At 71.2% G+C, this 23439-nt stretch carries 25 protein-coding genes and 1 riboswitch; of the genes, 15 read left to right on the top strand and 10 right to left on the bottom strand.

All coding sequences use genetic code 11. From position 1 onward, the window contains the following. Positions 1-48 precede the first annotated feature (48 nt). From ABT342_RS01900 to ABT342_RS01930, 7 genes are all read left to right on the top strand, one after another. Positions 49-579, top strand: coding sequence for a 2-oxo-4-hydroxy-4-carboxy-5-ureidoimidazoline decarboxylase (locus ABT342_RS01900; RefSeq protein ID WP_351565512.1), 531 nt, complete (start codon positions 49-51; stop codon positions 577-579). Between the two features lie 211 nt (positions 580-790). Further along, positions 791-1171, top strand: coding sequence for a succinate dehydrogenase, cytochrome b556 subunit (sdhC, locus tag ABT342_RS01905; RefSeq protein WP_351565515.1), 381 nt, complete (start codon positions 791-793; stop codon positions 1169-1171). A gap of 8 nt (positions 1172-1179) precedes the next feature. Further along, complete coding sequence (locus ABT342_RS01910) at positions 1180-1656, top strand: succinate dehydrogenase hydrophobic membrane anchor subunit (protein ID WP_351565518.1); 477 nt, start codon at positions 1180-1182, stop codon at positions 1654-1656. 24 nt (positions 1657-1680) lie between these two features. Continuing rightward, a complete protein-coding gene (sdhA, locus tag ABT342_RS01915) occupies positions 1681-3435 on the top strand; it encodes a succinate dehydrogenase flavoprotein subunit (RefSeq protein ID WP_351565521.1) in 1755 nt (584 codons plus the stop codon). Then, a complete protein-coding gene (locus ABT342_RS01920; protein WP_351565524.1) occupies positions 3435-4196 on the top strand; it encodes a succinate dehydrogenase iron-sulfur subunit in 762 nt (253 codons plus the stop codon). Before sdhA ends, ABT342_RS01920 begins: the two co-directional genes overlap by 1 nt. Positions 4197-4293: 97 nt before the next feature. Continuing rightward, positions 4294-4761 carry a hypothetical protein gene (locus ABT342_RS01925; RefSeq protein WP_351565527.1) on the top strand — a complete coding sequence of 156 codons (468 nt, stop codon included), beginning with the start codon at positions 4294-4296 and terminating at the stop codon, positions 4759-4761. A gap of 127 nt (positions 4762-4888) precedes the next feature. Further along, positions 4889-6046, top strand: a complete 1158-nt coding sequence (locus ABT342_RS01930; RefSeq protein WP_351565530.1) for a serine hydrolase domain-containing protein — start codon at positions 4889-4891, stop codon at positions 6044-6046. Positions 6047-6077: 31 nt separating this feature from the next. Here the strand turns inward: ABT342_RS01930 and ABT342_RS01935 are convergent, their stop codons facing one another. Beyond that, positions 6078-6584, bottom strand: coding sequence for a MarR family winged helix-turn-helix transcriptional regulator (locus tag ABT342_RS01935; RefSeq protein ID WP_351565533.1), 507 nt, complete (start codon positions 6582-6584; stop codon positions 6078-6080). 86 nt (positions 6585-6670) lie between these two features. Between ABT342_RS01935 and ABT342_RS01940 the strand changes: the two genes are divergently transcribed. Then, positions 6671-7882 carry an MFS transporter gene (locus ABT342_RS01940; RefSeq protein WP_351565537.1) on the top strand — a complete coding sequence of 404 codons (1212 nt, stop codon included), beginning with the start codon at positions 6671-6673 and terminating at the stop codon, positions 7880-7882. On the opposite strand, the gene ABT342_RS01945 is transcribed toward ABT342_RS01940, so the two are convergent. From ABT342_RS01945 to ABT342_RS01955, 3 genes are all read right to left on the bottom strand, one after another. Continuing rightward, positions 7854-9224 carry a hypothetical protein gene (locus ABT342_RS01945; protein WP_351565540.1) on the bottom strand — a complete coding sequence of 457 codons (1371 nt, stop codon included), beginning with the start codon at positions 9222-9224 and terminating at the stop codon, positions 7854-7856. The genes ABT342_RS01940 and ABT342_RS01945 overlap by 29 nt on opposite strands. Before the next feature lie 169 nt (positions 9225-9393). Continuing rightward, on the bottom strand, positions 9394-10293 hold the full coding sequence (locus ABT342_RS01950) for a hypothetical protein (protein ID WP_351565543.1): 900 nt from the start codon (positions 10291-10293) through the stop codon (positions 9394-9396). A 54-nt stretch (positions 10294-10347) separates the two neighbouring features. Beyond that, a complete protein-coding gene (locus tag ABT342_RS01955) occupies positions 10348-11169 on the bottom strand; it encodes an alpha/beta fold hydrolase (RefSeq protein WP_351565546.1) in 822 nt (273 codons plus the stop codon). 126 nt (positions 11170-11295) lie between these two features. On the opposite strand from ABT342_RS01955, the gene ABT342_RS01960 reads away from it, so the two are divergent. From ABT342_RS01960 to ABT342_RS01970, 3 genes are read left to right on the top strand one after another with little or no spacing between them, the layout of a single operon-like run. Continuing rightward, complete coding sequence (locus ABT342_RS01960) at positions 11296-11748, top strand: hypothetical protein (protein WP_351565548.1); 453 nt, start codon at positions 11296-11298, stop codon at positions 11746-11748. 6 nt (positions 11749-11754) lie between these two features. Beyond that, complete coding sequence (locus ABT342_RS01965; protein WP_351565550.1) at positions 11755-12156, top strand: thiol-disulfide oxidoreductase DCC family protein; 402 nt, start codon at positions 11755-11757, stop codon at positions 12154-12156. 11 nt (positions 12157-12167) lie between these two features. Then, positions 12168-12917 carry a TetR/AcrR family transcriptional regulator gene (locus ABT342_RS01970; protein ID WP_351565552.1) on the top strand — a complete coding sequence of 250 codons (750 nt, stop codon included), beginning with the start codon at positions 12168-12170 and terminating at the stop codon, positions 12915-12917. A 79-nt stretch (positions 12918-12996) separates the two neighbouring features. On the opposite strand, the gene ABT342_RS01975 is transcribed toward ABT342_RS01970, so the two are convergent. Together ABT342_RS01975 and ABT342_RS01980 are read right to left on the bottom strand one after the other, a co-directional pair. After that, a complete protein-coding gene (locus ABT342_RS01975; protein WP_351566297.1) occupies positions 12997-14463 on the bottom strand; it encodes a metallophosphoesterase in 1467 nt (488 codons plus the stop codon). A gap of 35 nt (positions 14464-14498) precedes the next feature. Further along, on the bottom strand, positions 14499-14795 hold the full coding sequence (locus tag ABT342_RS01980) for an SCO4848 family membrane protein (RefSeq protein WP_502965447.1): 297 nt from the start codon (positions 14793-14795) through the stop codon (positions 14499-14501). Between ABT342_RS01980 and ABT342_RS01985 the strand changes: the two genes are divergently transcribed. Next, positions 14683-16164, top strand: a complete 1482-nt coding sequence (locus tag ABT342_RS01985) for a D-alanyl-D-alanine carboxypeptidase (protein ID WP_502965437.1) — start codon at positions 14683-14685, stop codon at positions 16162-16164. The genes ABT342_RS01980 and ABT342_RS01985 overlap by 113 nt on opposite strands. A gap of 126 nt (positions 16165-16290) precedes the next feature. Here ABT342_RS01985 and ABT342_RS01990 read toward each other — a convergent pair whose 3' ends face one another. From ABT342_RS01990 to trpS, 3 genes are all read right to left on the bottom strand, one after another. After that, complete coding sequence (locus ABT342_RS01990) at positions 16291-17211, bottom strand: YihY/virulence factor BrkB family protein (RefSeq protein WP_351565558.1); 921 nt, start codon at positions 17209-17211, stop codon at positions 16291-16293. A gap of 148 nt (positions 17212-17359) precedes the next feature. Then, positions 17360-17950, bottom strand: coding sequence for a 2'-5' RNA ligase family protein (locus ABT342_RS01995; RefSeq protein ID WP_351565560.1), 591 nt, complete (start codon positions 17948-17950; stop codon positions 17360-17362). A 156-nt stretch (positions 17951-18106) separates the two neighbouring features. Then, the gene (gene trpS / locus ABT342_RS02000) at positions 18107-19120 is read right to left on the bottom strand and encodes a tryptophan--tRNA ligase (protein ID WP_351565563.1); all 1014 of its coding nucleotides are present in this window, start codon (positions 19118-19120) and stop codon (positions 18107-18109) included. Positions 19121-19387: 267 nt separating this feature from the next. Between trpS and ABT342_RS02005 the strand changes: the two genes are divergently transcribed. The 3 genes from ABT342_RS02005 (at position 19388) to ABT342_RS02015 (ending at position 21715) form a co-directional block, all read left to right on the top strand. Beyond that, complete coding sequence (locus ABT342_RS02005; protein WP_351565566.1) at positions 19388-20002, top strand: RNA polymerase sigma factor; 615 nt, start codon at positions 19388-19390, stop codon at positions 20000-20002. Beyond that, on the top strand, positions 19995-20789 hold the full coding sequence (locus ABT342_RS02010; protein WP_351565569.1) for a hypothetical protein: 795 nt from the start codon (positions 19995-19997) through the stop codon (positions 20787-20789). Before ABT342_RS02005 ends, ABT342_RS02010 begins: the two co-directional genes overlap by 8 nt. A gap of 215 nt (positions 20790-21004) precedes the next feature. Continuing rightward, positions 21005-21715, top strand: coding sequence for a hypothetical protein (locus ABT342_RS02015; RefSeq protein ID WP_351565572.1), 711 nt, complete (start codon positions 21005-21007; stop codon positions 21713-21715). Positions 21716-21780: 65 nt separating this feature from the next. Here ABT342_RS02015 and glyA read toward each other — a convergent pair whose 3' ends face one another. Continuing rightward, positions 21781-23043 (bottom strand): serine hydroxymethyltransferase, encoded by a 1263-nt coding sequence (gene glyA / locus ABT342_RS02020; RefSeq protein ID WP_351565576.1) that lies wholly within the window; start codon positions 23041-23043, stop codon positions 21781-21783. Positions 23044-23307: 264 nt separating this feature from the next. After that, positions 23308-23398, bottom strand: a riboswitch (ZMP/ZTP riboswitch). Between the last annotated feature and the right edge of the window lie 41 nt (positions 23399-23439).

The raw sequence follows: 23439 nt of genomic DNA on the forward strand, positions 1-23439 counted from the left end.
CCCACGCTGTCCACGCTGTCCACGCCCAGCGAATCGCACAACGGCCTCTTGCGGATCCCGGCTCCCGCCAGCGCTTCGCGCCTGACGGACCTGCCCGGCCTGGAGCGTTTCAACACCGCGCCCGCGGGTGCGGCCGAGGTCGCCCTGCTCGCCTGCTGCGGCAGCCGCCGCTGGGTGCGACGGCTCGCCGCCCACCGCCCGTACCCGGATCTGGACGCGCTGCTCGCCGCGGCCGACGAGGCGAGCTACGACCTCTCCGCCACCGACTTGGACGAGGCGCTCGCCGACGAGTCCTCCTCCGGGCTGCACCCCGCCGCACCCCCGGCCGCGCACACCGCGCTGCGCGCCGCCCACGCGGCCTACGAGAGCCGTTTCGGTCACGCCTTCGTCATCTGCCTGGACGGTTTCCGGCCCGACGAACAGCCCGACCAGGTGCTGTCGGGCATCCGCTCACGACTCGGCAACGATCCGGACGAGGAGCGGGCGACCGCCGCCGACCAACTGCGGCGCCTCGCCCGCGCCCGATTGGCACATGTAGTGGCGAATCACCCCGAATCAGGCCTCTCGACCGGCTCGTAACGCCTGCTCAGGGCGCTTTCGTAGCCCGTCCGTGCCTGTTTGATTGCCGGTTCGATCACATCTGCCTGACCCGGCGCGAGGGAACCGACATCTCGTCGCTACGATGGCCAGGGCCGGTGGACCGTACCCGGCCGGGCCAGACCGACAGAGTTGTCAACCTTGGTAGACCGCTGACGGCCGGCTCCAATCCCCGCTCCCGGAGGGTTTTTCCGTGCCGGCTGGAACGCTGTACCGCGGCCGGGAAGGTATGTGGTCCTGGGTGGCTCATCGAGTCACCGGCGTCCTCATCTTCTTCTTCCTGTTCGTACACGTGCTCGACACCGCTCTCGTCCGTGTCTCCCCCGAGGCCTACGACGCCGTCGTCGCCACCTACAAGACGCCGGTCGTCGCGCTGCTGGAGTACGGCCTCGTGGCCGCCATCCTCTTCCACGCGCTCAACGGCCTTCGTGTCATCGCCGTTGACTTCTGGTCCAAGGGCCCGCGCTACCAGAAGCAGATGCTCTGGACCGTCATGGCCGTCTGGGTCGTGCTGATGGCGGGCGCCCTTTACCCGGTCCTCGGCCACGCCGCACGTGAACTGTTCGGGAGCTGACGCCAGACATGTCCACTGAGACCCCTTCCGCGATCGGTGCCGTCGAGGGTGCCGGAGTCTACGACTCCGACAACCCGGCCCCCGTCATCGAGGCGCCGCGCAAGCGCACCACGAAGACCCCGAAGTCGACCCGCGGCAACTTCGAGATGGCCGCGTGGCTCTTCATGCGCCTGTCCGGTGTCGTCCTCGTCGTCCTCGTCATCGGCCACCTGCTGATCCAGCTCGTGCTGGACGGCGGCGTCTCCAAGATCGGCTTCGCCTTCGTGGCCGGCCGCTGGGCGTCCCCGTTCTGGCAGACCTGGGACCTGCTGATGCTGTGGCTGGCGATGCTGCACGGCGCCAATGGCCTCCGTACCGTCATCAACGACTACGCGGAACGCCCGAACACGCGCCTGTGGCTCAAGGGCCTGCTGTACACCGCCACGGTGTTCACCATCCTTCTGGGCACGCTGGTGATCTTCACCTTCGACCCGAACATCCGCTAGGCACGGGGCTGAGGTAATCCGACCATGAAGATCCACAAGTACGACACCGTCATCGTCGGCGCCGGTGGCGCGGGCATGCGCGCCGCCATCGAGTCGACGAAGCGCAGCCGCACCGCCGTGCTGACGAAGCTCTACCCCACCCGCTCCCACACGGGCGCCGCGCAGGGCGGCATGGCCGCCGCGCTGGCGAACGTGGAGGAGGACAACTGGGAGTGGCACACCTTCGACACGGTCAAGGGCGGTGACTACCTGGTCGACCAGGACGCCGCCGAGATCCTGGCGAAGGAGGCCATCGACGCCGTCCTCGACCTGGAGAAGATGGGCCTGCCGTTCAACCGGACCCCGGACGGCACGATCGACCAGCGCCGCTTCGGCGGTCACTCCCGCAACCACGGCGAGGCCCCGGTCCGCCGGTCCTGCTACGCCGCGGACCGCACCGGCCACATGATCCTCCAGACGCTGTACCAGAACTGCGTCAAGGAGGGCGTGGAGTTCTTCAACGAGTTCTACGTCCTGGACCAGCTGATCACCGAGGTCGACGGCGTCAAGAAGTCCGCCGGTGTGGTCGCCTACGAGCTGGCCACCGGCGAGATCCACGTCTTCCAGGCGAAGGCCGTCATCTACGCCTCCGGCGGCACCGGCAAGTTCTTCAAGGTGACGTCGAACGCGCACACCCTGACCGGTGACGGCCAGGCCGCCTGCTACCGGCGCGGTCTGCCGCTGGAGGACATGGAGTTCTTCCAGTTCCACCCGACGGGCATCTGGCGCATGGGCATCCTGCTGACGGAGGGCGCCCGTGGTGAGGGCGGCATCCTCCGCAACAAGGACGGCGAGCGCTTCATGGAGAAGTACGCGCCCGTCATGAAGGACCTCGCGTCGCGTGACGTCGTCTCCCGGTCCATCTACACGGAGATCCGTGAGGGCCGCGGCTGCGGCCCCGAGGGCGACCACGTCTACCTGGACCTGACGCACCTGCCGCCGGAGCAGCTGGACGCCAAGCTCCCGGACATCACCGAGTTCGCCCGTACGTACCTCGGCATCGAGCCCTACACGGACCCGATCCCGATCCAGCCGACCGCGCACTACGCGATGGGCGGCATCCCGACGAACGTCGAGGGTGAGGTCCTCAGCGACAACACCACCGTCGTCCCGGGTCTGTACGCCGCCGGTGAGGTCGCCTGCGTCTCCGTGCACGGCGCCAACCGCCTGGGCACCAACTCGCTCCTCGACATCAACGTCTTCGGGCGCCGCGCGGGCATCGCCGCCGCCGAGTACTCGGCGAAGGCCGACTACGTCGAGCTGCCCGAGAACCCGGCCTCCCTCGTGGAGGAGCAGGTGGAGCGTCTCCGTAACTCCACCGGCTCCGAGCGGGTCGCCGAGCTGCGCCGCGAGCTCCAGGAGACGATGGACGCGAACGTGATGGTGTTCCGTACGGAGCAGACCATCAAGACGGCCGTCGAGAAGATCGCCGAGCTGCGCGAGCGCTACCGGAACGTGTCCATCCAGGACAAGGGCAAGCGCTTCAACACGGACCTGCTGGAGGCCATCGAGCTGGGCAACCTGCTCGACCTGGCCGAGGTCATGGCCATCTCTGCCCTGGCCCGCAAGGAGTCCCGCGGCGGCCACTACCGCGAGGACTACCCGAACCGCGACGACGTCAACTTCATGCGCCACACCATGGCGTACCGCGAGGTCGGCGCCGACGGCTCCGAGACCGTGCGTCTCGACTACAAGCCCGTCGTCCAGACCCGCTACCAGCCGATGGAGCGTAAGTACTGATGGCTACCCCCGTAATGGACAAGGCCGAGGCGGTGGCGAAGGCCGCATCGCCGTACATCACGGTCACCTTCCGGATCCGCCGTTTCAACCCCGAGGTGTCGGAGCACTCGGTCTGGGAGGACTTCCAGATCGAGATCGACCCGAAGGAGCGTGTGCTCGACGGTCTCCACAAGATCAAGTGGGACGTCGACGGCTCGCTGACCTTCCGGCGTTCCTGCGCGCACGGTATCTGCGGTTCCGACGCGATGCGGATCAACGGCAAGAACAGGCTCGCCTGCAAGACGCTGATCAAGGACATCAACCCGGAGAAGCCGATCACGATCGAGGCCATCAAGGGCCTCACGGTCCTCAAGGACCTGGTCGTGGACATGGAGCCGTTCTTCCAGGCGTACCGCGACGTCATGCCGTTCCTGGTGACCAAGGGCAACGAGCCGACGCGTGAGCGGCTGCAGTCCGCCGAGGACCGCGAGCGGTTCGACGACACCACCAAGTGCATCCTGTGCGCCGCGTGCACGTCGTCCTGCCCGGTGTTCTGGAACGACGGTCAGTACTTCGGCCCTGCGGCGATCGTCAACGCGCACCGCTTCATCTTCGACTCGCGTGACGAGGCCGGTGAGCAGCGGCTGGAGATCCTGAACGACAAGGACGGCGTGTGGCGCTGCCGCACGACGTTCAACTGCACGGACGCCTGCCCGCGTGGCATCGAGGTCACGAAGGCGATCCAGGAGGTCAAGCGCGCGCTGATCACGCGTCGCTTCTGACCGGACCCGAAGGGTCAGACCCTCCGTCAGGGGCCCGTTTCTGTACGCTCGCCGTACAGAGACGGGCCCTTGGCATGTGAGATGAGAGCAGGGATCGATGAGCGAGCCCAACCCGTACATGGACAGCGGCGGCTACCAGTGGGGGCCCGACCAGCCTCCGGGTGTTCCCGGCTACGGATACGGGTATCCGCAGGGACCGTTGGCACCCATGGGCGGGCCCGGGGCGCCGCTCCTGTCGATCGGTGACATCACCGTCTTCCAGGACTCGATCATCACCCCGGCCGGCACGCTGCCGCTCAAGGGCGCCGTGTGGTCGGCGACGGACATGTCCCGTACGGACGAGAGGATCCCCAACGTGGGCATCGTGCTGGCGGTCGTCTTCGCGGTCGTCTGTCTGCTGGGCCTGTTCTTCCTGATGATGAAGGAGAAGGTGACGACCGGCTTCATCCAGGTCACGGTCACCAGCGGCGGCCGCTACCACTCGACGATGATCCCGGCGACCGGACCGGACACGATCCACTGGGTCATGGGGCAGATCAACTACGCGCGCTCGCTCAGCATCTAGGGGGTGTCCTCCGGCTCAGGACCCGGGACCTGGGTGATGCCCGGAGCGGCATCTAGGTGATGCCTGGGGGGCGGGCCAGGGTGATCCCCGATGAAGGGGAGGGCCGCACGGCAGAAGACTGTTCCCCATGACGAACACGGCGAACACACAGAAGAAGAAGGCCCGTTGGCCGCTGCTCGTGGCGACCGGAGCGGCTCTCGCAGCCGTGACGGCGGGCATGGTTCCGGCGGCGGCGACCGGCCGGCCTGCCCCCGCACCGTCCCTCACCCACGTCACCTCCGACGCCGCCGGGCCGCTCGACCGCAAGGCCCTGCGCGAGGCGATCGGCGGGCTGCCCGACCGGGTCGTCACCGGCGCCCTGGTCAAGGTCAGCGGACGGGAGGGGCGGTGGACCGGGACCGCGGGCCCGTCCGTGCCGTCGGCCGACGCGCACTTCAGGATCGGCAGCGCCACCAAGCTCTTCACCTCGGCGATCGCCCTGCAACTGGTCGGTGAGGACCGTCTGCGCATGGACTCCACGGTGCGGGAGGTGCTGCCGGGCGTGCTGCCCGCCGACTACCCGCACGACATCACGCTGGGGCAGCTGCTCAGCCACACCAGCGGTCTGCCGCAGCCGAAGTGCGTCGAGGAGGGCCCGCCGGCCCATGTCGTCGCCACCGCGCTCTCCTGCGCCGACCCGACGAAGCCGGGCGAGACGTCCCAGTACAACGGCATCAACTACTTCATCGTCGGGATGATGATCGAGAAGGTGACGGGCCGTTCGTACGCGCAGGAGCTGAACGCCCGGATCCTGCGGCCGCTGGGACTGCGGCACACCTCCCTGCCGGACCCGGACGACCGGTCGGTGCCGACCCCGTACACCCGTGCGGCGGTGGCGAAGACGCCCGAGGCGAAGGAGCTGACGGACATCACCGAGTCGGACCCCTGGCCGTGGGCGGAGGGCGGGATGATCTCCAACGCCCCGGATCTCACCCGTTTCATACGGGCGCTGCTGGGCGGCCGGCTCCTCGAACCCGCGCAGCAGAAGCTCCTGTTCACGATCCCGGAGGCGAAGGCGAACGGGGCGACCTTCAGCTGGGGCGGGCTGATGCGCCACCAGATGGACAACGGCACGGTGGTCTGGGGCAAGACCGGTTCGTACGCCGGGTACACGAGCGGTGTCTTCGCCACCCGTGATCTCGGCCGGGTGCTCGTCTATTCGATGAACCCGACGAACCGCGCGCCGGAGACGGGCCGCGTCATGGCCATCGCCAACGCGGCGTTCCAGGGAGTGGCTTCGAAGTAGCGCCGTCCGCTCGGCGTCGTCCGCCAGGCGCTCAGTCCCGGGGGTGCTCCGCCGCGACCATGATGCGCCGCAGCAGGGAGTTGAGCAGGACGCGTTCGTCCTTGCCGAGAACGCCGAGGAGCCGGCCCTCCTCGTTGCCGAGCACGTCCATCGCGCCCAGCCAGGTCGCCCTGCCGTCCGGGGTGAGTTCGACGACGACCCGGCGGCGGTCGGCCTGGGAGGGCGTACGGCGGACGAGTCCGCGCCGCTCCAGCGTGTCGAGGCGGCCGGTGACGGACGCGGGGGCGAGGTCGAGGTCCGCGGCGAGCTCCGAGGGGGTGGCGGCGCCGCCGCGCCCGGCGAGTTTGTGGAGCGTGTCGAACTCGTGGCGTTCCAGCTCGAAGTCGACGAGTGACTGCTCGCGGACCCGGCGCAGATGGACGGAGAGCTTCATCATGCGGGTGACCGCGCCCTCGACGTCCGGGTCGAGGCCGGGCAGGACGGGCAGCCAGCGCTCCACATGCTCATCGGTCCAGTCGCGGGGCTCGGGCTCGTCCATGCGGCCGATCGTACGCGGACCGCCCGGGCTCTCGAAGGATTATATTTCGTTGACGAATTATTCGTTACCGAAATACCTTCTCGATCATGCCTCCCCCTCACCCCCTGCGCTCCCGCCCCTTCCAGCTCCTCTTCGCCGGACGGGCGCTTTCCCTCCTCGGCGACGCCGCGATCCCCGCGGCCCTCGCCCTCGCCGTCCTTGCGGCCACGGGCTCCACGTCCGCGCTCGCCCTGGTGCTGGGCTGCGCGATGGTCCCCAAGCTGCTGCTGCTCCCGCTGGGCGGCGTGGTGGGCGACCGTTTCAACGCCCGTACGGTCGCGCTCACCACCGATCTCGTACGCTGCGCCACGCAACTGCTCGTCGGCGCCCAACTCCTCGGCGGCGAGCCCACGCTGTGGGTGATAGCCACCGCCGAGGCGGTCGGCGGCGCCGCGTCCGCGTTCGCCATGCCGACCGTGTCCCCGCTGATCACCGGCATGGTGCCGGAGGCCGGACTGGCGCGGGCCAACGCCGCGATGGCAGTGGCGCAGAGCGCCACCCGGCTCGGCGGCCCGGCGCTGGCCGGACTGCTGATCTACACCGCCGGGGCGGGCTGGGCGTTCGTCCTCGACGGAGTGACCTTCGCCGTGAGCGCCGCACTGCTCGCGGCCGTACGGGTCCGCCGCGTGCCGGTCGAGCGCCGGTCCCTGCTCGCCGATCTGCGGGAGGGCTGGGGCGAGGTCCGCACCCGCGACTGGTACTGGACGAGCCTCGTCGCCCACTGCGTCTGGAACGGCGGGGCCGCGGTCCTGATGACCCTCGGACCCGCCATCGCCGTACGGGAACTCGGCGGCCAGGGCGTCTGGGTGGCCATGCTCCAGACCGGCGCGGTCGGCCTGCTGCTCGGCTCGCTCCTCGCCGGACGCACCCGGCCCAGGCGGCCGGTCCTGGTCGCGAACCTGTTCCTCGCCACGTACGCACTGCCGCTCGGCCTGCTGGCGGCCTCCGCGCCCGCCCCCCTGACCATCGCGTCCTACGGCGTCGCGCTCGCCGGACTCGGCTTCCTCTCCCCCGTCTGGGACACCGCCGTCCAGCAGGCGATGCCGGCGCACGCGCTCGCCCGCGTCACCTCGTACGACTGGCTCCTCTCGCTCGGCGCGATGCCGCTCGGCTACGCCCTCGCACCGGTGGCGGCGGCCGCGTGGGGCCCGGAAGTGCCCCTGACCGTGGCCGCGTTCGTCGTCGGCGCGGCGTGCCTGGCGACGGCGGCGGTGCCGGGGGTGCGGCGCTTCAGCCCGGCGGGTTCGGGTCGAGACTGAGCACGGCGTCCTCGTCGGCCATCCAGTCGTCGAACTCCTCCTGGGAGGCGAACAGCGGCCGGCCGCCGAACTGCCGGGTCAGCTCGGCGAGCGCCTCGGGCCCCACGGTGGCATCGGCCCCCAGCAGCCCCGTGTAGGTGGCGGAGGTGAGCAGTTCCAGCTCCAGCAGCTCCAGGTCCTCGTCCCGGACGGCCTCGTCCGCGCGGGCGGCGACCAGAGCCCCTCGCAGCCCCTCGGTGACCAGCACCGATACGGCCTGACCGGCGAGCCCGCCGACGAGTGCGCCGAGCACCGGCACCGGGATCATCAGCTGGCCGAGCGCACCGCAGCCCCACGACAGGGCCGTGGTCAGCGTCGCCGCGCAGCTGCGCCCCGCGAACTCGCGTGCGTCGATACGCCGCCGGGCGAGATCCAGGCCCGCCTCGGCGACGGCGTACGCGGCCTCGGCCGTCGCGAAGGCGAGTTGCCCGCCACCGAAGACCTTCGGCAGCCGGCCGGCCTGCGCGGCGGTACGCACCGAGGCACTCAGGCCCGACAGCGCACCGGACCTGAGCGCCGCGCGGCCCGCCGCGGATGCGGACGCGGTGAGCGCCGCGACCGCCCCGGACGTCTCTCCGGCACGTGCCCGGGAGGCCTGCACGGCGGCCTCCGTCAGCCCGCTGACGACCGCCCCGACGGCGGCGGCCGACAGCGCCTCGGCCCCGGCCGCCCGCAGCGTCTGCTTCAGCGCCCAGCCGTTCGGATTGCGGGCGGCGTCCAGCACCGCCTCCCGGGTGACCGGGTCACTGTGGACGTCGCGGTACGCGATCCGGTCGGTGAGGTGCGCGCGGGCGTCCTCGTACTCCGCGTACGCGAGACTCCCCGGCGTCAGGCGCAGCCTGCGCTCCAGCAGATCGTCCACGGCCGTGAGCTGATCGGCGGGCACCAGCCGCCCCATCCCCCGGTAGTGCGGCCGCCCCACGTCCCGCGCGGCGTCCCTGGGCAGCTTGAGCACCTTCGCCTGTACGTCGCCGGCGTGCCGCCCGCCGACGAACAGCCGGAGATCCGCGGGCGCCGTGTGCGATCCCCCGGCCGCCCACTCGGTGACCACACTGCGTACGTCCGCCCCGAGCCGTATCGCCCGCTGGTTGAACGACAGTTCGTGCATCACCTCGAACAGGTGCCCGGCCCGCTGTGCGTTCCCCACCGCGGCATAGCGCCGTGCGAGCCTGCGTACGCTCTCCGCGCTGTTCAGCGTCTCCACGGTCGCGGCGGCCATCCGCCGCGTCAGCGGATCGGCGAGCAACCACGCGGCCCGCTCGGCGGCCCCGGGCAGCCCCGTCACGGGGTGCAGCTCCGCCACGTGGGGGGCTGCGTCCGGGACCTCGCCTGCGGGGGCTCCAGAGGAGCCCGTCCGGAGGCACCCCCGACGGCCGAAGGCCGTACGAGGGTCCGGGGGCGAAGCCCCCAGTTTCGGGAAGGGGCGGGGTCGGGAGAGAAGCCCGCCGCAGGCGCCCCGGACCGTGGCAACGTCACGCCGCCGCCGCGCGCAGGCGCGCAGCGGCATCGGCGAGCGCCGCGTCCGCCTCCGCGACCGGGCAGCGCATGAGCGCGACGGTGGCCGTGGCGAGACCCACGAGCGTGGCCACCCGGGCGCGCTGGTCAGGGCTGTAGCGGGCGTAGTCGTCGCAGGTGTCGAGGAGTTCGGTGAACGCGGGGAGGCGTTCGACGATCGCCCCCCGCAGGTCCCGCAGCGCGTGGCGCACGCGCTTGCTGCTCCGGCACAGGGCGATCGTCCCGGCCTTCGCCACGGCGAGTTCGGCTTCCGCGCCGTCCAGTTCCTCCGCCGCCTCACGCTGCTCGCGCAGCGACTTTCGGCCCTGCCACTCGACGAGCACACCGACGGACAGCAGTACGGGCGCCGCGACGATCCCGGTCAGGACCGCCGTACCCGCGGCGACCCCGCCACCGCCCGCGGCCAGCGAACCGCCGCCCAGCCAGGCGAGCGTCGCGCTGGTGGCGGCGGCGCCGGACAGCGAGGACACCGCGGTCCCGGTGGACGCGGTCGCGAACGCGCCCACCGCCAGATACGTGCCGACCCCGGCCCCCGCCCCGACGAGCGCCCCGCCCGCGAGCGTGCCGAGGGCGGCCACACCGTCGACGCTCAGCCGCCGCGGCTCCACGTCGACGGCGTCGCCGGTCTCGAAGGGGTCGAGGCCGAGGAGTTCGGCGAGCTCGACCCGCTTCAGGCGGGCGAAGGCGTCACGGAAGGGCACCAGCGCCTCGTCGTACACCGCCCGCCGCGCCCGCTCCTGCGCGGCGTTCTCCGCGCCGGCGATCCGCTCCAGCCGTTCCTGGAGCCTTGTCAGTTCCTCGCACCGGCGTGCGTTCTTCCTCGCCAGTCCGATCGCGTCGAACATCGCCACACCCATGCTGCGCCCCCTCGTCCCACGCCGCCCCTCGGACAGGTTACGGCGGTTGTGGCGTCAGCGGGAGCGTGAATCAGCCGTCAACGGGACGCATTCGCGCAGGAAGTCCGTCAGCAGGGCGGTGATCTCGGCCGGGCGCTCCAGGGACGGAAGGTGCCCGGCCCAGGCAAGCTCGGTGGTGCGGGCGCCGGGTACGAGCTCCGCCAGGCGGGCCGACATGGCCCGGAAATCGGGTACGTCGTGCGCGCCGGTCACGACGAGGGTGGGTGCTTCGACGGCCGCGGGGTCGATATGCGGATCATCCGGTTCCGGTTCCGTCTCCCCGGCCGCTACGGCGGCCTCCTCGGCCGCCTCGTCCGCCGCGAGCTGGACGTCGAACGCGTGGCGCTGCATGAGCCGCACCCGTTCGCGTACGGCCTCGTCGGCCTCGGGGCCGAGCCACGTGTTCACGTTCAGTTCGACCGCGCCGGCCAGATCGCCCGCCTCGATCAGCTCGTCCTCGCGCGCGTCGAAGTCCCGGAGCGCGGGCCCGGGTTCGTAGCCCGCCAGCCCGGCGCACAGCAACGCCAGCGCCGAAACCCGCTCGGGCCGGCGGGCCGCGATCTCGACGGCGACGCGGCCGCCGAAGGACGCGCCCACCAGGGCCGCCCGCTCGATCCCGAGGGTGTCCAGGAGTTCGATCACGTCGTCGGCGTCACGGTACGGCCGGACCGCCTCGGCGGGGGTCTCGCCGAAGCCCCGGAAGTCACAGCGCACGACCCGGTGGCCGGCGTCCGCCAGGCTCCGGAACTGCGCGTCCCACATCCGCCGGTCGCAGACCGACGAGTGGAGCAGCACCACCGCGGGGCCGTCCCCCGTCTCATCCCAAGAAAGTGTCATCCGGCCGATCTTAGCGATGCGCGCCCCATCCCCGCCTCCCGATTTACCACTCGACTTGAACACGTTCAAGAAGAGGGCTACAGTCCATGACAACAGCATTTGAACGCGTTCAAGGGAGGGTGAGGCATGGACCTCACTGTTATCGCGTATGTCGTCTACCTGCTGATCAGCGTGGCGCTCACCATCTGGGTGGCCCGCACGCTCAGCAAGAACGGACGGATCTTCCTCTCCGACGTCCTGCGTGGGGACGAGAAGCTCGCCGACGCCGTCAACCACCTCCTGGTGGTCGGCTTCTACCTCGTCAACCTCGGCTTCGTCGCCCTCTACCTCAACCAGGACGACGCGGTCACCGACGCCCGCGGCCTCTTCGAGGCGCTCTCGGTCAAGCTCGGCGTCGTCCTGCTCGTCCTCGGCGTCATGCACCTCGGCAACGTCTACGTCCTCAACAAGATCCGCCGGCGCGGTGTGATGGAGCGCGAGCAGACCCCGCCCGTGCCGCCCCAGGGCTGGACCGGACCCACCACCGGCAAGGGACCGGGCCCCTGGGCCGCACCCGCCACGGGAAGCACGGGAGCGTAAGCGGCCATGGGCGTACCGGTGAAGCGGCTGACCGTTCTCTACGACGCGCAGTGCTCGCTCTGCGTCCATGTGCGCCACTGGCTGCTGCGGCAGCGGCAGCTCGTCCCGCTCGATCTGGTCCCGGCGGCGTCGCAGGAGGCGCGGCGCCGCTTCCCGGACCTCGATCACGAGAGCACGCTGGCCGAGATCACGGTGATCGGCGACCAGGGCCAGATCTACCGGTCGACGGCGGCCTGGATCGTCTGCCTCTGGGCCCTGGCCGACCACCGGCCCAAGGCCCACTGGCTCAGCACCCCGGCGGGCGCGCCGTTGGCCCGGATGACCGTGCTCGCCGCCGCCAAGTACCGCGAGGTGACGGCGGCGCCCTGTGAGGGCGGGCGGTGCGAGGTCCCGGGCTCGCCCGGCTAGGCTCGGACCTCGTGAACGACGTGAAGGACGAGAACGCAGCCGCCGCGGCCAAGCCCGCCAAGAGCGAACAGACCCGCACCCTCATCCTCGAGACCGCGCTCCGGCTCTTCCAGGAGCGCGGTTACGACAAGACCACGATGCGGGCCATCGCCCAGGAGGCGGGCGTATCCGTCGGGAACGCGTACTACTACTTCTCGTCGAAGGAACACCTGGTCCAGGGGTTCTACGACCGCATCGCCGAGCAGCACCAGGCGGCCGTCGCGGACGTCCTGGACGGCGACGAGAAGGACCTCACGGCACGGATCCGGGGGGTCCTCCTCGGCTGGCTCGACATCGCCGAGCCGTACCACGAGTTCGCGGCGCAGTTCTTCAAGAACGCCGCCGACCCGGACAGCCCGCTCAGCCCCTTCTCACCCGAGTCCGTGGGCCCGCGCGAGGCCGCGATCGACGTCCACCGCCGCGTGCTGGCCGGGGCCAACGTCAAGGTCGACCCCGAACTGGCGGAACCGCTGCCCCAGTTGCTCTGGCTGCAGCAGATGGGCCTGGTGCTCTTCTGGGTCTACGACCGCTCGGAGGGCTGCGCCAACAGCCGCCGCCTGGTCGACCGGCTCGCGCCGGTGACGGCCCGCGCGATCTCCCTGTCCCGGTTCCGGCTGCTGCGGCCGCTGGTCAAGGAGACGCACGAGCTGCTCAGGGACTTCATGCCGACGGCGGCGAGCATGGCCGCGTCGGGCAAGCCGAAGCGCAACGGGAAGCGGTGACGGGGCCGACGCTGACGGAAGCGGCTCCGTCGGCGTTCCCCGTCTTCGTCGGTCCCGTCACCGCCGGTCCCGCCACGGGTCAGGCCTGGCGGGACGCCAGCTCGACGATCGTGATGTCGGACGGCGCGCCCACCCGCACCGGCGGCCCCCACGCACCCGCGCCGCGCGAGACGTAGAGCTGGGTGTCGCCGTACCGTTCGAGACCCGCGAGGGTCGGATTGGCCAGGTCCGCGAGAAAGTTGCCGGGCCAGAGCTGGCCACCGTGGGTGTGCCCCGACAGCTGGAGGTCCACCCCGTGGGTCACGGCGTCGTGGATCACGACCGGCTGATGGGCCAGCAGCACGGCGGCCCGCGCGCGGTCGCGGTCGCCGAGGGCCTTGACGAAGTCGGGCCCCTGGCCCTCGCTCTCGCCCGCGATGTCGTCGACTCCGGCAAGGTCGAAGCCGGCGATCTCGACGCGGTCGTTGCGGAGGGGGGTGAGGCCGAGTTCGCGTACGTGGTCGACCCAGGCGTCCGCGCCCGAGAAGTACTCGTGGTTGCCGGTGACGAAGAACGAGCCGTCACGCGCCCGCAGCTGGGCGAGCGGCTCGGCGGCGGGACCGAGGTCGGCGACGCTTCCGTCCACGAGGTCGCCGACGACGGCGACCAGGTCGGGCTGGGTGGCGTTGATGGTGTCGACGATCCGCTGGGTGTGGGCGCGGCCGAGGATCGGGCCGATGTGGATGTCGCTCACGACCGCGATCCGGTATCCGTGCGTCCCGCGCGCCAGCTTCGCGAGCGGCACGGTGACCCGCTTCACCCGGGGCCCGCGCAGCACCCCGTAGGCCCCGTAGCCGACGGTCCCGGCCGCTACGGCGGCGGCGGCCCCGCCGACGGCACGGGCCACGAACAGGCGACGGGACAGTCCGCCGCCGGCCGCGGCGACGGTGCGGAGCTGGGTGTCGGTGGCGGTGTCGGCGGCGGTGTCCGCCTTCGTATCGACGTGGGCGTCGACTTCGGCCGTGGGGTCAGTCGCGGGCTCGGCCTTGGGCTCGGACTGGAGTACGGCTCCGGGCGCGGGCTTGAGCCCGGCTGCGGGGTTGGGCTTGAGCCCGGCTGCGGGCTTCGGGTCGGGCGTGGGCTCGGCCTGGGGCCCGCCGTCGACCACGACGGCGCCCGCGCCGACGCCGACTCCGACGGCCGCCGCGACGAGCGGGGCATCCGCGGTCCCGGCCGCCGTCACCGTGCCCGCGCGGCGGGCCAGGACGCGGCGCAGCAGGGGACGTACCGCCTCACCCACCACCAGGGCGAGCGTCAGATAGAGCAGCGTCGCGAGCCACAGGTACCCCGGCCACGCCAGCACCTGCTGGAGCCAGAACGGCGCCCCCACCCGCCCGGACGACAGCGCTCCGACTGACAGCAGCGGCAGCACGACCGCGGCCACCGTGCCCACACGGCGGGCGAGACCCCCGGGCGCGGTCGTATCGCGGACCAGGCGCCGCCATACGTACCAGTGCACGCCCGCCAACAGGGCGACGACCACGATGATCACAGGCAGGACAAGCAGCACGGCACCGTTCCCTTGATTGCGGCTGGTTGCGGCTAGTCGCGGTCACGGCGCAATGCGCGTACACCACGCAACCCGATGACGCCCACCGCCGTCCCCAGGAGAAAGGACGTGATGGCCAGCACCAGATGGACCCAGAAGTACGCGGTCGGGTCACCGGCGTCGTCGAACGCGAGCCCACTCGCGTCGTTCCAGAGGTTTTTGACGAAAGTGATCCAGATGACCCAGCTCCACACCCCGAACGCGAGCAGGAACCAGGAGACGGGCCGGCTGAGCTTCATGGACCCAGTATCACCGTTGTCCTCCCCACCGGTACGGCGGGGTCCGGGCATAGGGGCTGCGGATGGGCTGTCCCGGCGGCGCTCGCGGCGGGTCACTCCATCCGCGTCGGCATCCACGTCAACGCCATGTACGTTCTTGATCGTGTCTGCTTTGAAGAAGACCGCATTGACGGTCGCCGCCGCCGCGTTGCTGCCCGCACTCACCGTCGCGCCCGCGACAGCGGCCCCACACTTCGGCAAGGCCGACAAGACGGACGACAAGGAAAGGAAGGCGGCGCCGAAGCCGCCGTCGTCCATGTCCACGATCGGCGGCGCGCGGCTCGGCAAGCCGGGTACCCAGGTCGATCTCGGATCCGGCGCACCTGTCCTCCCCAAGGAGCTGACGGCCCGTTCCTGGATCGTGGCCGACGCGGAGAACGGTGAGGTGCTCGCCGCCCACAACGCGCACTGGCGGCTGCCTCCCGCGTCCACGCTGAAGATGCTCTTCGCCGACACCGTCCTGCCCAAGCTGCCCAAGGACGAGGAGCACGAGGTCACGTCCGAGGAGCTCGCCAAGGTGGGTGAAGGCAGCAGCCTGGTGGGAGTCAAGGAGGGGCACACGTACACCGTCCACGATCTCTGGCTGGGTGTGTTCCTCCGTTCGGGGAACGACGCGGTGCACGTGCTGTCCGAGATGAACGACGGCATCGACGAGACCGTCGAGGACATGCAGGACCACGCCGAGGAGCTCCAGGCCCTCGACACGCACGTGGTCTCGCCGGACGGTTACGACGAGGAGGGGCAGGTGTCGAGCGCGTACGACCTGACCCTGATCGCCCGCAGCGGTCTGCAGAAGAAGGACTTCCGGGAGTACAGCTCGACCGCACGGGCCCAGTTCCCCGGCGAGCAGAAGCCGGGCAAGAAGCGCGAGACGTACGAGATCCAGAACACCAACCGGCTGCTCACCGGGGCGGACGGGGTCTCCACGTACGAGGGCATCGCGGGCGTCAAGAACGGCAACACCACGCACGCGGGCTCCACCTTCACCGGCGTGGCCGAGCGGAACGGCAAGGTGCTGCTCGTCACCGTCATGAACCCGTCTTCCGAGGAGAACCAGGCGGTCTACAAGGAGACCGCGCGCCTGCTCGACTGGGGATTCCAGGCGGCCGGGAAGGTGAAGCCGGTCGGCGAACTGGTCCCGCCGAAGTCCGCGCGTACGGGCCCCTCCAGCGGTTCCGAACCGTCAGCCGGGGCCGCCGGCAAGGAGAACGGGCACGGCCGCCCGGCGAAGGCGTCCGCCGCGGGCGACAACGGCTCAAGCGGCGCCGGTGTGGCGCTCGCCATCACGGGCGGGGTGCTGGTGCTGCTCGCCGGGGCGGTGTTCCTGGTCAACCGGCGCTGGCCGCTGCCGGATCTGGTCCGCCGCCTCCCGCGCCGCTAACGGCCGTCCTCGCGGGCTCTGTCCGGCCCGGACGGGTCATGGCCGGACGGGTCATGGCCGGACGGGTCATGGCCGGACGGGTCATGGCCGGACGGGTCCTGCCTTGCCTCGTCATGCCCGGCCGGGTCACGCCCCGCAGGGGCCTGCCCGGACGGGTCCTCGCCCGCCGTGTCCTCCCCCGGACGCGTCCGCGCTGTCGGCCGGCTGCGTCGCCGTCCACGCGGAGCAGTACAGCAGCAGCTTCGCAGTGAAGTTGATCCACAGCAGCAGCGCGACCGGCACGCCGAACGCGCCGTACATCGACTTCGCCGCGACGCCCCTCATATAACCGCTGAGCAGCAGCTTCAGCAGCTCGAAGCCGACCGCTCCGAGCAGCGCCGCGACCAGCACCAGACGGCGTGGCGGGCGCACGCCGGGCAGCAGGGTCAGTACGTAGAGGAGCAGCAGGAAGTCGGCCAGGGCCGCGATGGCGAGTGCGGCGGTCTGGAGCAGAACGCCGCCCGCGCCACTGTGCTCGATACCGAGCCGGTCCGCGGACCAGCCCACGGCGGTGGAGCCGAGGGCGGAGGCGGCGAGCGACGCCAGCCCGACCGCCCCGAGGCCGAGCAGGATGAGCGCGTCCTTCCCCTTCCGGACGACCGGATTGCCCTCGTCCACTTCGTCGAGGCCCCATACGGCGCGCAGACAGTCCCGCATCGAACCGACCCAGCCGATACCGGTGAGCAGCAACAGCACACCGGCGACCACCCCGACTGTGCCGGCGTTGTCCACCAGCGCGCCGATGTTGAGCTGGTCGGAGATGCCGGGCACCTGCTCGGCGAGCTTGTTCTCGATCTCCTTCAGCTGGCTCTCGCTGAGCAGCGCGGCGCCGATCGCGGCGGCGACCGTGACCAGCGGGAAGAGCGCGAGGAAGCTGATGAACGTGATGGCGGCCGCGAGCCGGGTCCAGTGGGCGCGGTCGAGCGTCTCGTACGAGCGCCATGCATGGGTTCGCATGAGCCGCTCGACGAGCGGGCCGATGACGGGCAGCCGGGTCAGGAACTCCATGCGTTCCCTCTTCCCGTCGACCGCGATCTTGTACCAGCGGGTCCGGCGGGAAGGGCGGGGCGACAGGTCCGGCGGGACGACAGGTCCGTCGGGGACGTCGGGGACGTCGGGGACGTCGGGGACGGCAGGTCCGACGGAAACGCCGAGGCTAGCGGGTGCTGGCCGCCGTTTCGTCGACCGAGGTGCTCTGCGCCGGGACGTTGGACAGCGGCTGGCCGCCGCCGAAGGCGTACGTCCGGAGCTTGCGCCAGACCCCGTCCGAGCCCTGCTCGTAGAGCGCGAAGGACGTGCATGTCCACTCCGCCTCGTACCCGGCCAGCTCCTCGTAGGCCCGGTCCATCGCCTCCTCGGCGATGCCGTGCGCCACGGTCACGTGCGGGTGGTACGGGAACTGCAGCTCGCGCACCAGCGGCCCGGACGCGTCCCGGACCCGCTGCTGGAGCTGCGTACAGGCACTCGCGCCCTCGACGACCTTGACGAAGACGACGGGCGACAGGGGCCGGAAGGTCCCGGTGCCGGACAACCGCATCGGGAACGGCCGGCCGGTGGCCGCGACGCGCGCGAGATACGCCTCCACCGAAGGCAGGGCGGAGGCGTCGACCTCGGTGGGCGGGAGGAGGGTGACATGCGTGGGGATGCCGTGCGCGGCGGGATCCCCGAAGCCCGCGCGCCGCTCCTGGAGCAGGCTGCCGTAGGGCTCCGGGACCGCGATCGAAACGCCGAGCGTTACGGTCCCCACGTCGTTCTCCTCAGTCGTCGTCTCGGTCATCGTCGGTGGTGCGTGTGAAGGGGCGGTGCAGCCGCCAGTGTGACCGCTGCACCGCTGCTGTGACCAGGGTCCTTGGACTCAGCTTGGGCTCAGTACGGACCCGGTCCTGGCGCTCGGCGCCCGGACTCAGTGCTTGGCGGGCAGGAAGCCCACCCGCTCGTAGGTCCGGGCGAGGGTCTCGGCGGCGACCGTACGCGCCTTCTCCGCGCCCTTGGCCAGGAGGGAGTCGAGGGTCTCCGGGTCGTCCAGGTACTCGTGGGTCCGGGTCCGGAACGGCGTGACGAATTCCACCATGACCTCGGCCAGGTCGGTCTTCAGCGCACCGTAGCCCTTGCCCTCGTACTGCCGCTCCAGATCGGCGACAGTCGTACCGGTGAGGGTGGAGTAGATGCTGAGCAGGTTGCTGATGCCCGGCTTCTCGGCCGCGTCGAAGCGGATGACCGTGTCGGTGTCGGTGACCGCGCTCTTGACCTTCTTCGCCGTCGTCTTCGGCTCGTCGAGGAGATTGATCAGACCCTTGGGCGTCGACGCCGACTTGCTCATCTTGATCGACGGGTCCTGCAGGTCGTAGATCTTCGCCGTCTCCTTGAGGATGTACGGCGCCGGCAGCGTGAAGGTCTCGCCGAAGCGGCCGTTGAAGCGCTCGGCGAGGTCACGGGTGAGCTCGATGTGCTGGCGCTGGTCCTCGCCGACCGGGACCTGGTTGGCCTGGTACAGCAGGATGTCGGCGACCTGGAGGATCGGGTACGTGAACAGGCCGACGGTCGCGCGGTCGGCGCCCTGCTTGGCGGACTTGTCCTTGAACTGGGTCATGCGGGACGCCTCGCCGAAGCCGGTGAGGCAGTTCATGACCCAGCCGAGCTGGGCGTGCTCGGGGACGTGGCTCTGGACGAACAGTGTGCAGCGCTCGGGGTCGAGGCCCGCGGCGAGCAGCTGGGCGGCGGCGAGGCGGGTGTTCGCGCGCAGCGCGGCCGGGTCCTGCGGGACCGTGATCGCATGCAGGTCCACGACCATGTAGAAGGCGTCGTGGGTCTCCTGGAGCGCGACCCACTGGCGGACCGCTCCGAGGTAGTTGCCGAGGTGGAACGAGCCTGCGGTGGGCTGGATTCCGGAGAGCACACGAGGACTGTCTGAAGCCATACTCAGCATTCTCTCAGGTGCCGCTGACAGCTCGGGAACACGGCCGGAAACACCGGCCGGGAGCCGATTGGCCTGATCCTCTCCCGAGTCCTGTCCTTGATCCTCTTCCTGGTCCCTTCCTGGTCCCTTCCTGGTCCCTTCCTGGTCCCTTCCTGGTCCCTTCCTGGTCCTCTCCCTCCTCTTCCTGATCCTCTTCCTCCTCTCCCTGATCCTCTCGGTGACGGACGGGAACCGATCGGAGGTGTGCGGTGTATCAAGGGTGTGAGCATGCGGGAGGGGACCCTGGAGGGGGGCCGCACTCTGACCGTCGTCGACGAGGCCGCGGTGATCGCGCGCGTACGTTCCGGGGAGCCCGAGGCGTATGCGGTGCTGGTGCGCGCGTACACGCAGGTGGCGCTGCGTGCCGCCGTGGCCTGCGGTGCGGGGTCGGACGCGGAGGACGTGGTGCAGTCCGCCTTCATCAAGGCGTACCAGTCGCTCGGCCGGTTCCGGGACGGGTCCTCGTTCCGGCCCTGGCTGCTGCGGATCGTCGCCAATGAGACGAGGAACACAGTGCGGTCGGCGGTGCGGATGCGCGCCCTCGCCGGGCGTGAGGCGATGCTGCTGGGTGCCGCGGAGCCGCTGATACCGGACTCGGCGGATCCGGCGGCCGCGGCCGTGGCGGAGGAGCGTCGCGGGCTGCTGCTGGCCGCCCTGGACGAACTGGGCGAGGAGCAGCGGCAGGTCGTCGTCCACCGCTATCTGCTGGAGCTGGACGAGATGGAGACGGCCGAGGCCCTCGGCTGGCCGCGCGGCACGGTCAAGTCACGGCTGAACCGTGCGCTGAAAAAGCTGGGGCGGCTGCTTCCGGACGGCCCCGAAGGGGGTGACGAGCATGGGTGACCACGGGCTGCCGGAGGAGCTGCGGGAGCTGGGGCGGCGGCTTCCCGTCCCGGATGTCGACGGGGAGACGATGGCCGAGCGCGTGCTCGCGCGGATGGTGGCGGAGTCGTTGCCGACGCCCGTGCCGGAGCCGGAGTCACGGGGGCGGTGGGCGCGGCTGCTGCGGTGGACCCGGCGGCGGTGGCGGTCGCTGGCCGTGACGCTCTCGGGCGCGCTGGTGGTGGCGGCGCTCACTCCCCCGGTGCGGGCAGCCGTCGTGGACTGGTTCGGCTTCGGCGGCGTCGAGGTGCGCTACGACCCCTCGGCGCCGTCCCCGCCGGGCGCGCAGGTGCCTCGGTGCCACACCCCGGTGCGCCTGGCGGACGCCGAGCGGCGGGCGGGCTTCGCGGCCAGGGTGCCCGGCGAGCTGGGCGCGCCGGACGCGGTGTCGGTGAGCGAGGCGGCCGGCGGGCTTCGGGTGATCAGCCTGTGCTGGTACGAGCGGTCGGGGACGCTCAGGCTCGACGAGTTCCCGGCCCGGCTGGAGCCGGGCTTCTCCAAGACCGTGCCGGGCCGGCCCGAGTGGCTGGAGCTGGGCGGCGCCGACGGGCGGAGCGCGCTGTGGTTCGCCACACCGCATGTGCTGACGTTCCCTCTCGTCGGCGGGAGCGGACAGCAGTGGACCGAGTCGCGGCGCACGGCGGGCCCGACACTGCTGTGGATGTCCCCGGACGAGCGGACGACGCTGCGGCTGGAGGGCATGGCGGACGCGGGCCGGGCGCGGGAGATCGCCGACTCCACGCCGTGAGGCCCCGCCGGCCCGACCAGTCCGCTGGTCCGCTGGTCCATTGGCCCCGCTGAGAGGTCCCACGGTGAGGTCCCGTCGTGAACCCGTCTTTGCGAACCGCTGAAATCCATGGCTGTCCGGTGGGAACCCGGACGGCTCGGGCGGTGTACCAGAAGTGACGCGGACGCGGTGCGGACGGTCCGTACCGGGCGTCGACAGGGCAGGGGGACGCAAGCATGCGACTGTTACGACGACTTGCCGCACTGGTGACACTGCTCGCCCTCACCGTGGGCGCGGCTCTGTTCCTCGCGCCGGGCGCGGCGGCCGGGGGCCCGACAAGTGTGCTCGTCGTCTCCCCGGAGAGCGGCGAGGCGACGGGCATCTACTCCTCGGCCGCGGAGTACCGGGAGCTCGAGGCGCTGCTGGGCACCGGGTCCTCGGGGGAGACGGACCCGCCGCCGTCGCTGGACGAGATGACGGGGCCCCGGCAGATCAATGTGACGTGGATGCTCCACGACATCACGCCCTGGCGGCTGGACCACGTCTATCCGTCCGACGACGGAAACTCGGTCTGGATCCACACGGCGGACGAACTGCCGGAGTCCTACGACGGCCTGTGGCACAAGGCCACGAAGCCGACCGACCTGATCCTGCTGCTGAAGAAGCTCGGGGTGATGGGCAAGAAGAGCGGCGCGCTCGGCAACGAGGGCATCCCGCCGCAGGCGTCCTGGGAGCGCCCGGCGTCACCGGAGCCGCAGGCCGCGGCGGCGGCCGCCGGGGCAGGTGCCTCCACGGACTGGTGGTGGGCGATACCGGGCCTGGCCGCGGGCGCGGTCCTGGCCCTGGCAGTGCGCCCCTTGGCAGCCCGCCTGCCGCGCCCGCCCTTCGGCGGCCGCGGCGGCGGGGGCCCGGACCCCGGGCCGCGCCAACAGTTGCTCGACCTGTAGCGCGCCGGAGACCGACGCGCTGCCCGAAAAGCGGGGCGCGGGCGCGACCCGGCACTCCGTCAGGGCTACGCGGGCAGGCCCGGGGCCGGGAACGCGGCCATCAGTTCGGCGACCTCCGCGCGGATGACTGCCAGGGCGTCCTCGTCCCCCGTCCGGGCTGCGGTGACGCCGCGGTCGATCCAGTCGGCGACGGACGTCATGTGCTCGGTGGACAGTCCGCGCGAGGTCAGGGAAGGGGTGCCGATACGGACACCGGACGGGTCGAAGGGCTTGCGGGGGTCGTAGGGGACGGTGTTGTAGTTGACGACGATCCCGGCCCGGTCCAGGGCCTTCGCCGCGACCTTGCCCGGGACGTCCTTGGGCGTGAGGTCCATCAGGATCAGGTGGTTGTCGGTGCCGCCCGAGACCAGGTCGAAGCCGCGGGCCAGCAACGCGTCGGCGAGGGCCTTGGCGTTGGCGACGACCGCGTGCGCGTAGTCACGGAAGGAGGGCTGCGCCGCCTCGTGCAGGGCGACCGCGATGGCGGCGGTGGTCTGGTTGTGGGGGCCGCCCTGGAGGCCGGGGAACACTGCCTTGTCGATCGCCTTGGCGTGCTCCTCACGGCACATCAGCATGGCGCCGCGCGGGCCGCGCAGGGTCTTGTGGGTGGTCGTGGAGATCACGTCGGCGTGCGGGACCGGAGACGGGTGGGCACCGCCCGCGATCAGACCGGCGATGTGCGCGACATCGGCGACCAGCACGGCGCCGGCCTCGCGGGCGATCTCTCCGAAGGCGGCGAAGTCGATGGTGCGGGGAAGGGCCGTGCCGCCGCAGAAGATGACCTTCGGCCGCTCCTTGAGGGCCAGTTCCCGCACCTCGTCGAAGTCGATCAGGCCGGTGTCCTTGCGCACGCCGTACTGGACGCCGCGGAACCACTTGCCGGTGGCGGAGACGCCCCAGCCGTGGGTGAGGTGGCCGCCCATCGGCAGGGCCATGCCCATCACCGTGTCGCCGGGCTCGGCGAACGCGAGATAGACGGCGAGGTTGGCCGGGGAGCCGGAGTAGGGCTGGACATTGGCGTGCTCGACGCCGAAGACGGCCTTCGCGCGGGCGATGGCGAGCAGCTCGACCTGGTCGATGTTCTGCTGGCCCTCGTAGTAGCGCCGGCCGGGGTAGCCCTCGCTGTACTTGTTCTGCAGGACGGTGCCGGAGGCTTCGAGCACCGCGTGGGAGACGTAGTTCTCGCTGGGGATGAGCCGCAGGGTGTCGGCCTGGAGCCGCTCCTCGGCGCCGACGAGCGCGGCCAGTTCGGGATCGGTGGCGGTGAGTGCGGGATGGGTCTGCGTCATGGCGTCCTCCGGGCAGGCAGTCGGTGTCCCGGGGTGCAGCCTGGTCCCCGGGATCACTGGACCCGGGGGCGTCCGAGGTCCCCCGGCGAGGCCAGGGGGCGGCGGCACCCACGTGGGAATTTCTGGTCCCGGGTGCTGCTGGGGGTCCCCCCGGCGGAGCCAGGGGGGCGGGCGGCACCCACGCGGGAGTTTTTGTCCCGGGTGCAGCTGGGGGTCCCCCCGGCGGAGCCAGGGGGCGGGCGGCACCCACTTGGGAGTTTCTGTCCCAGGTGCCCAGGCGGGCGGCACCTCGTAGGTTCTGCCGCACACGGCTTCCCCGCGGTTCGTTCCGCGTACGCCAGTCGCCGTGCGTACCGTCACCCTACTCGCGGCACCCGGCGGGCGCGGTCGCCGCCC

This window comes from Streptomyces sp. NPDC000410, assembly GCF_040300305.1.
In the GTDB taxonomy this organism is placed as follows: Bacteria; Actinomycetota; Actinomycetes; order Streptomycetales; family Streptomycetaceae; genus Streptomyces.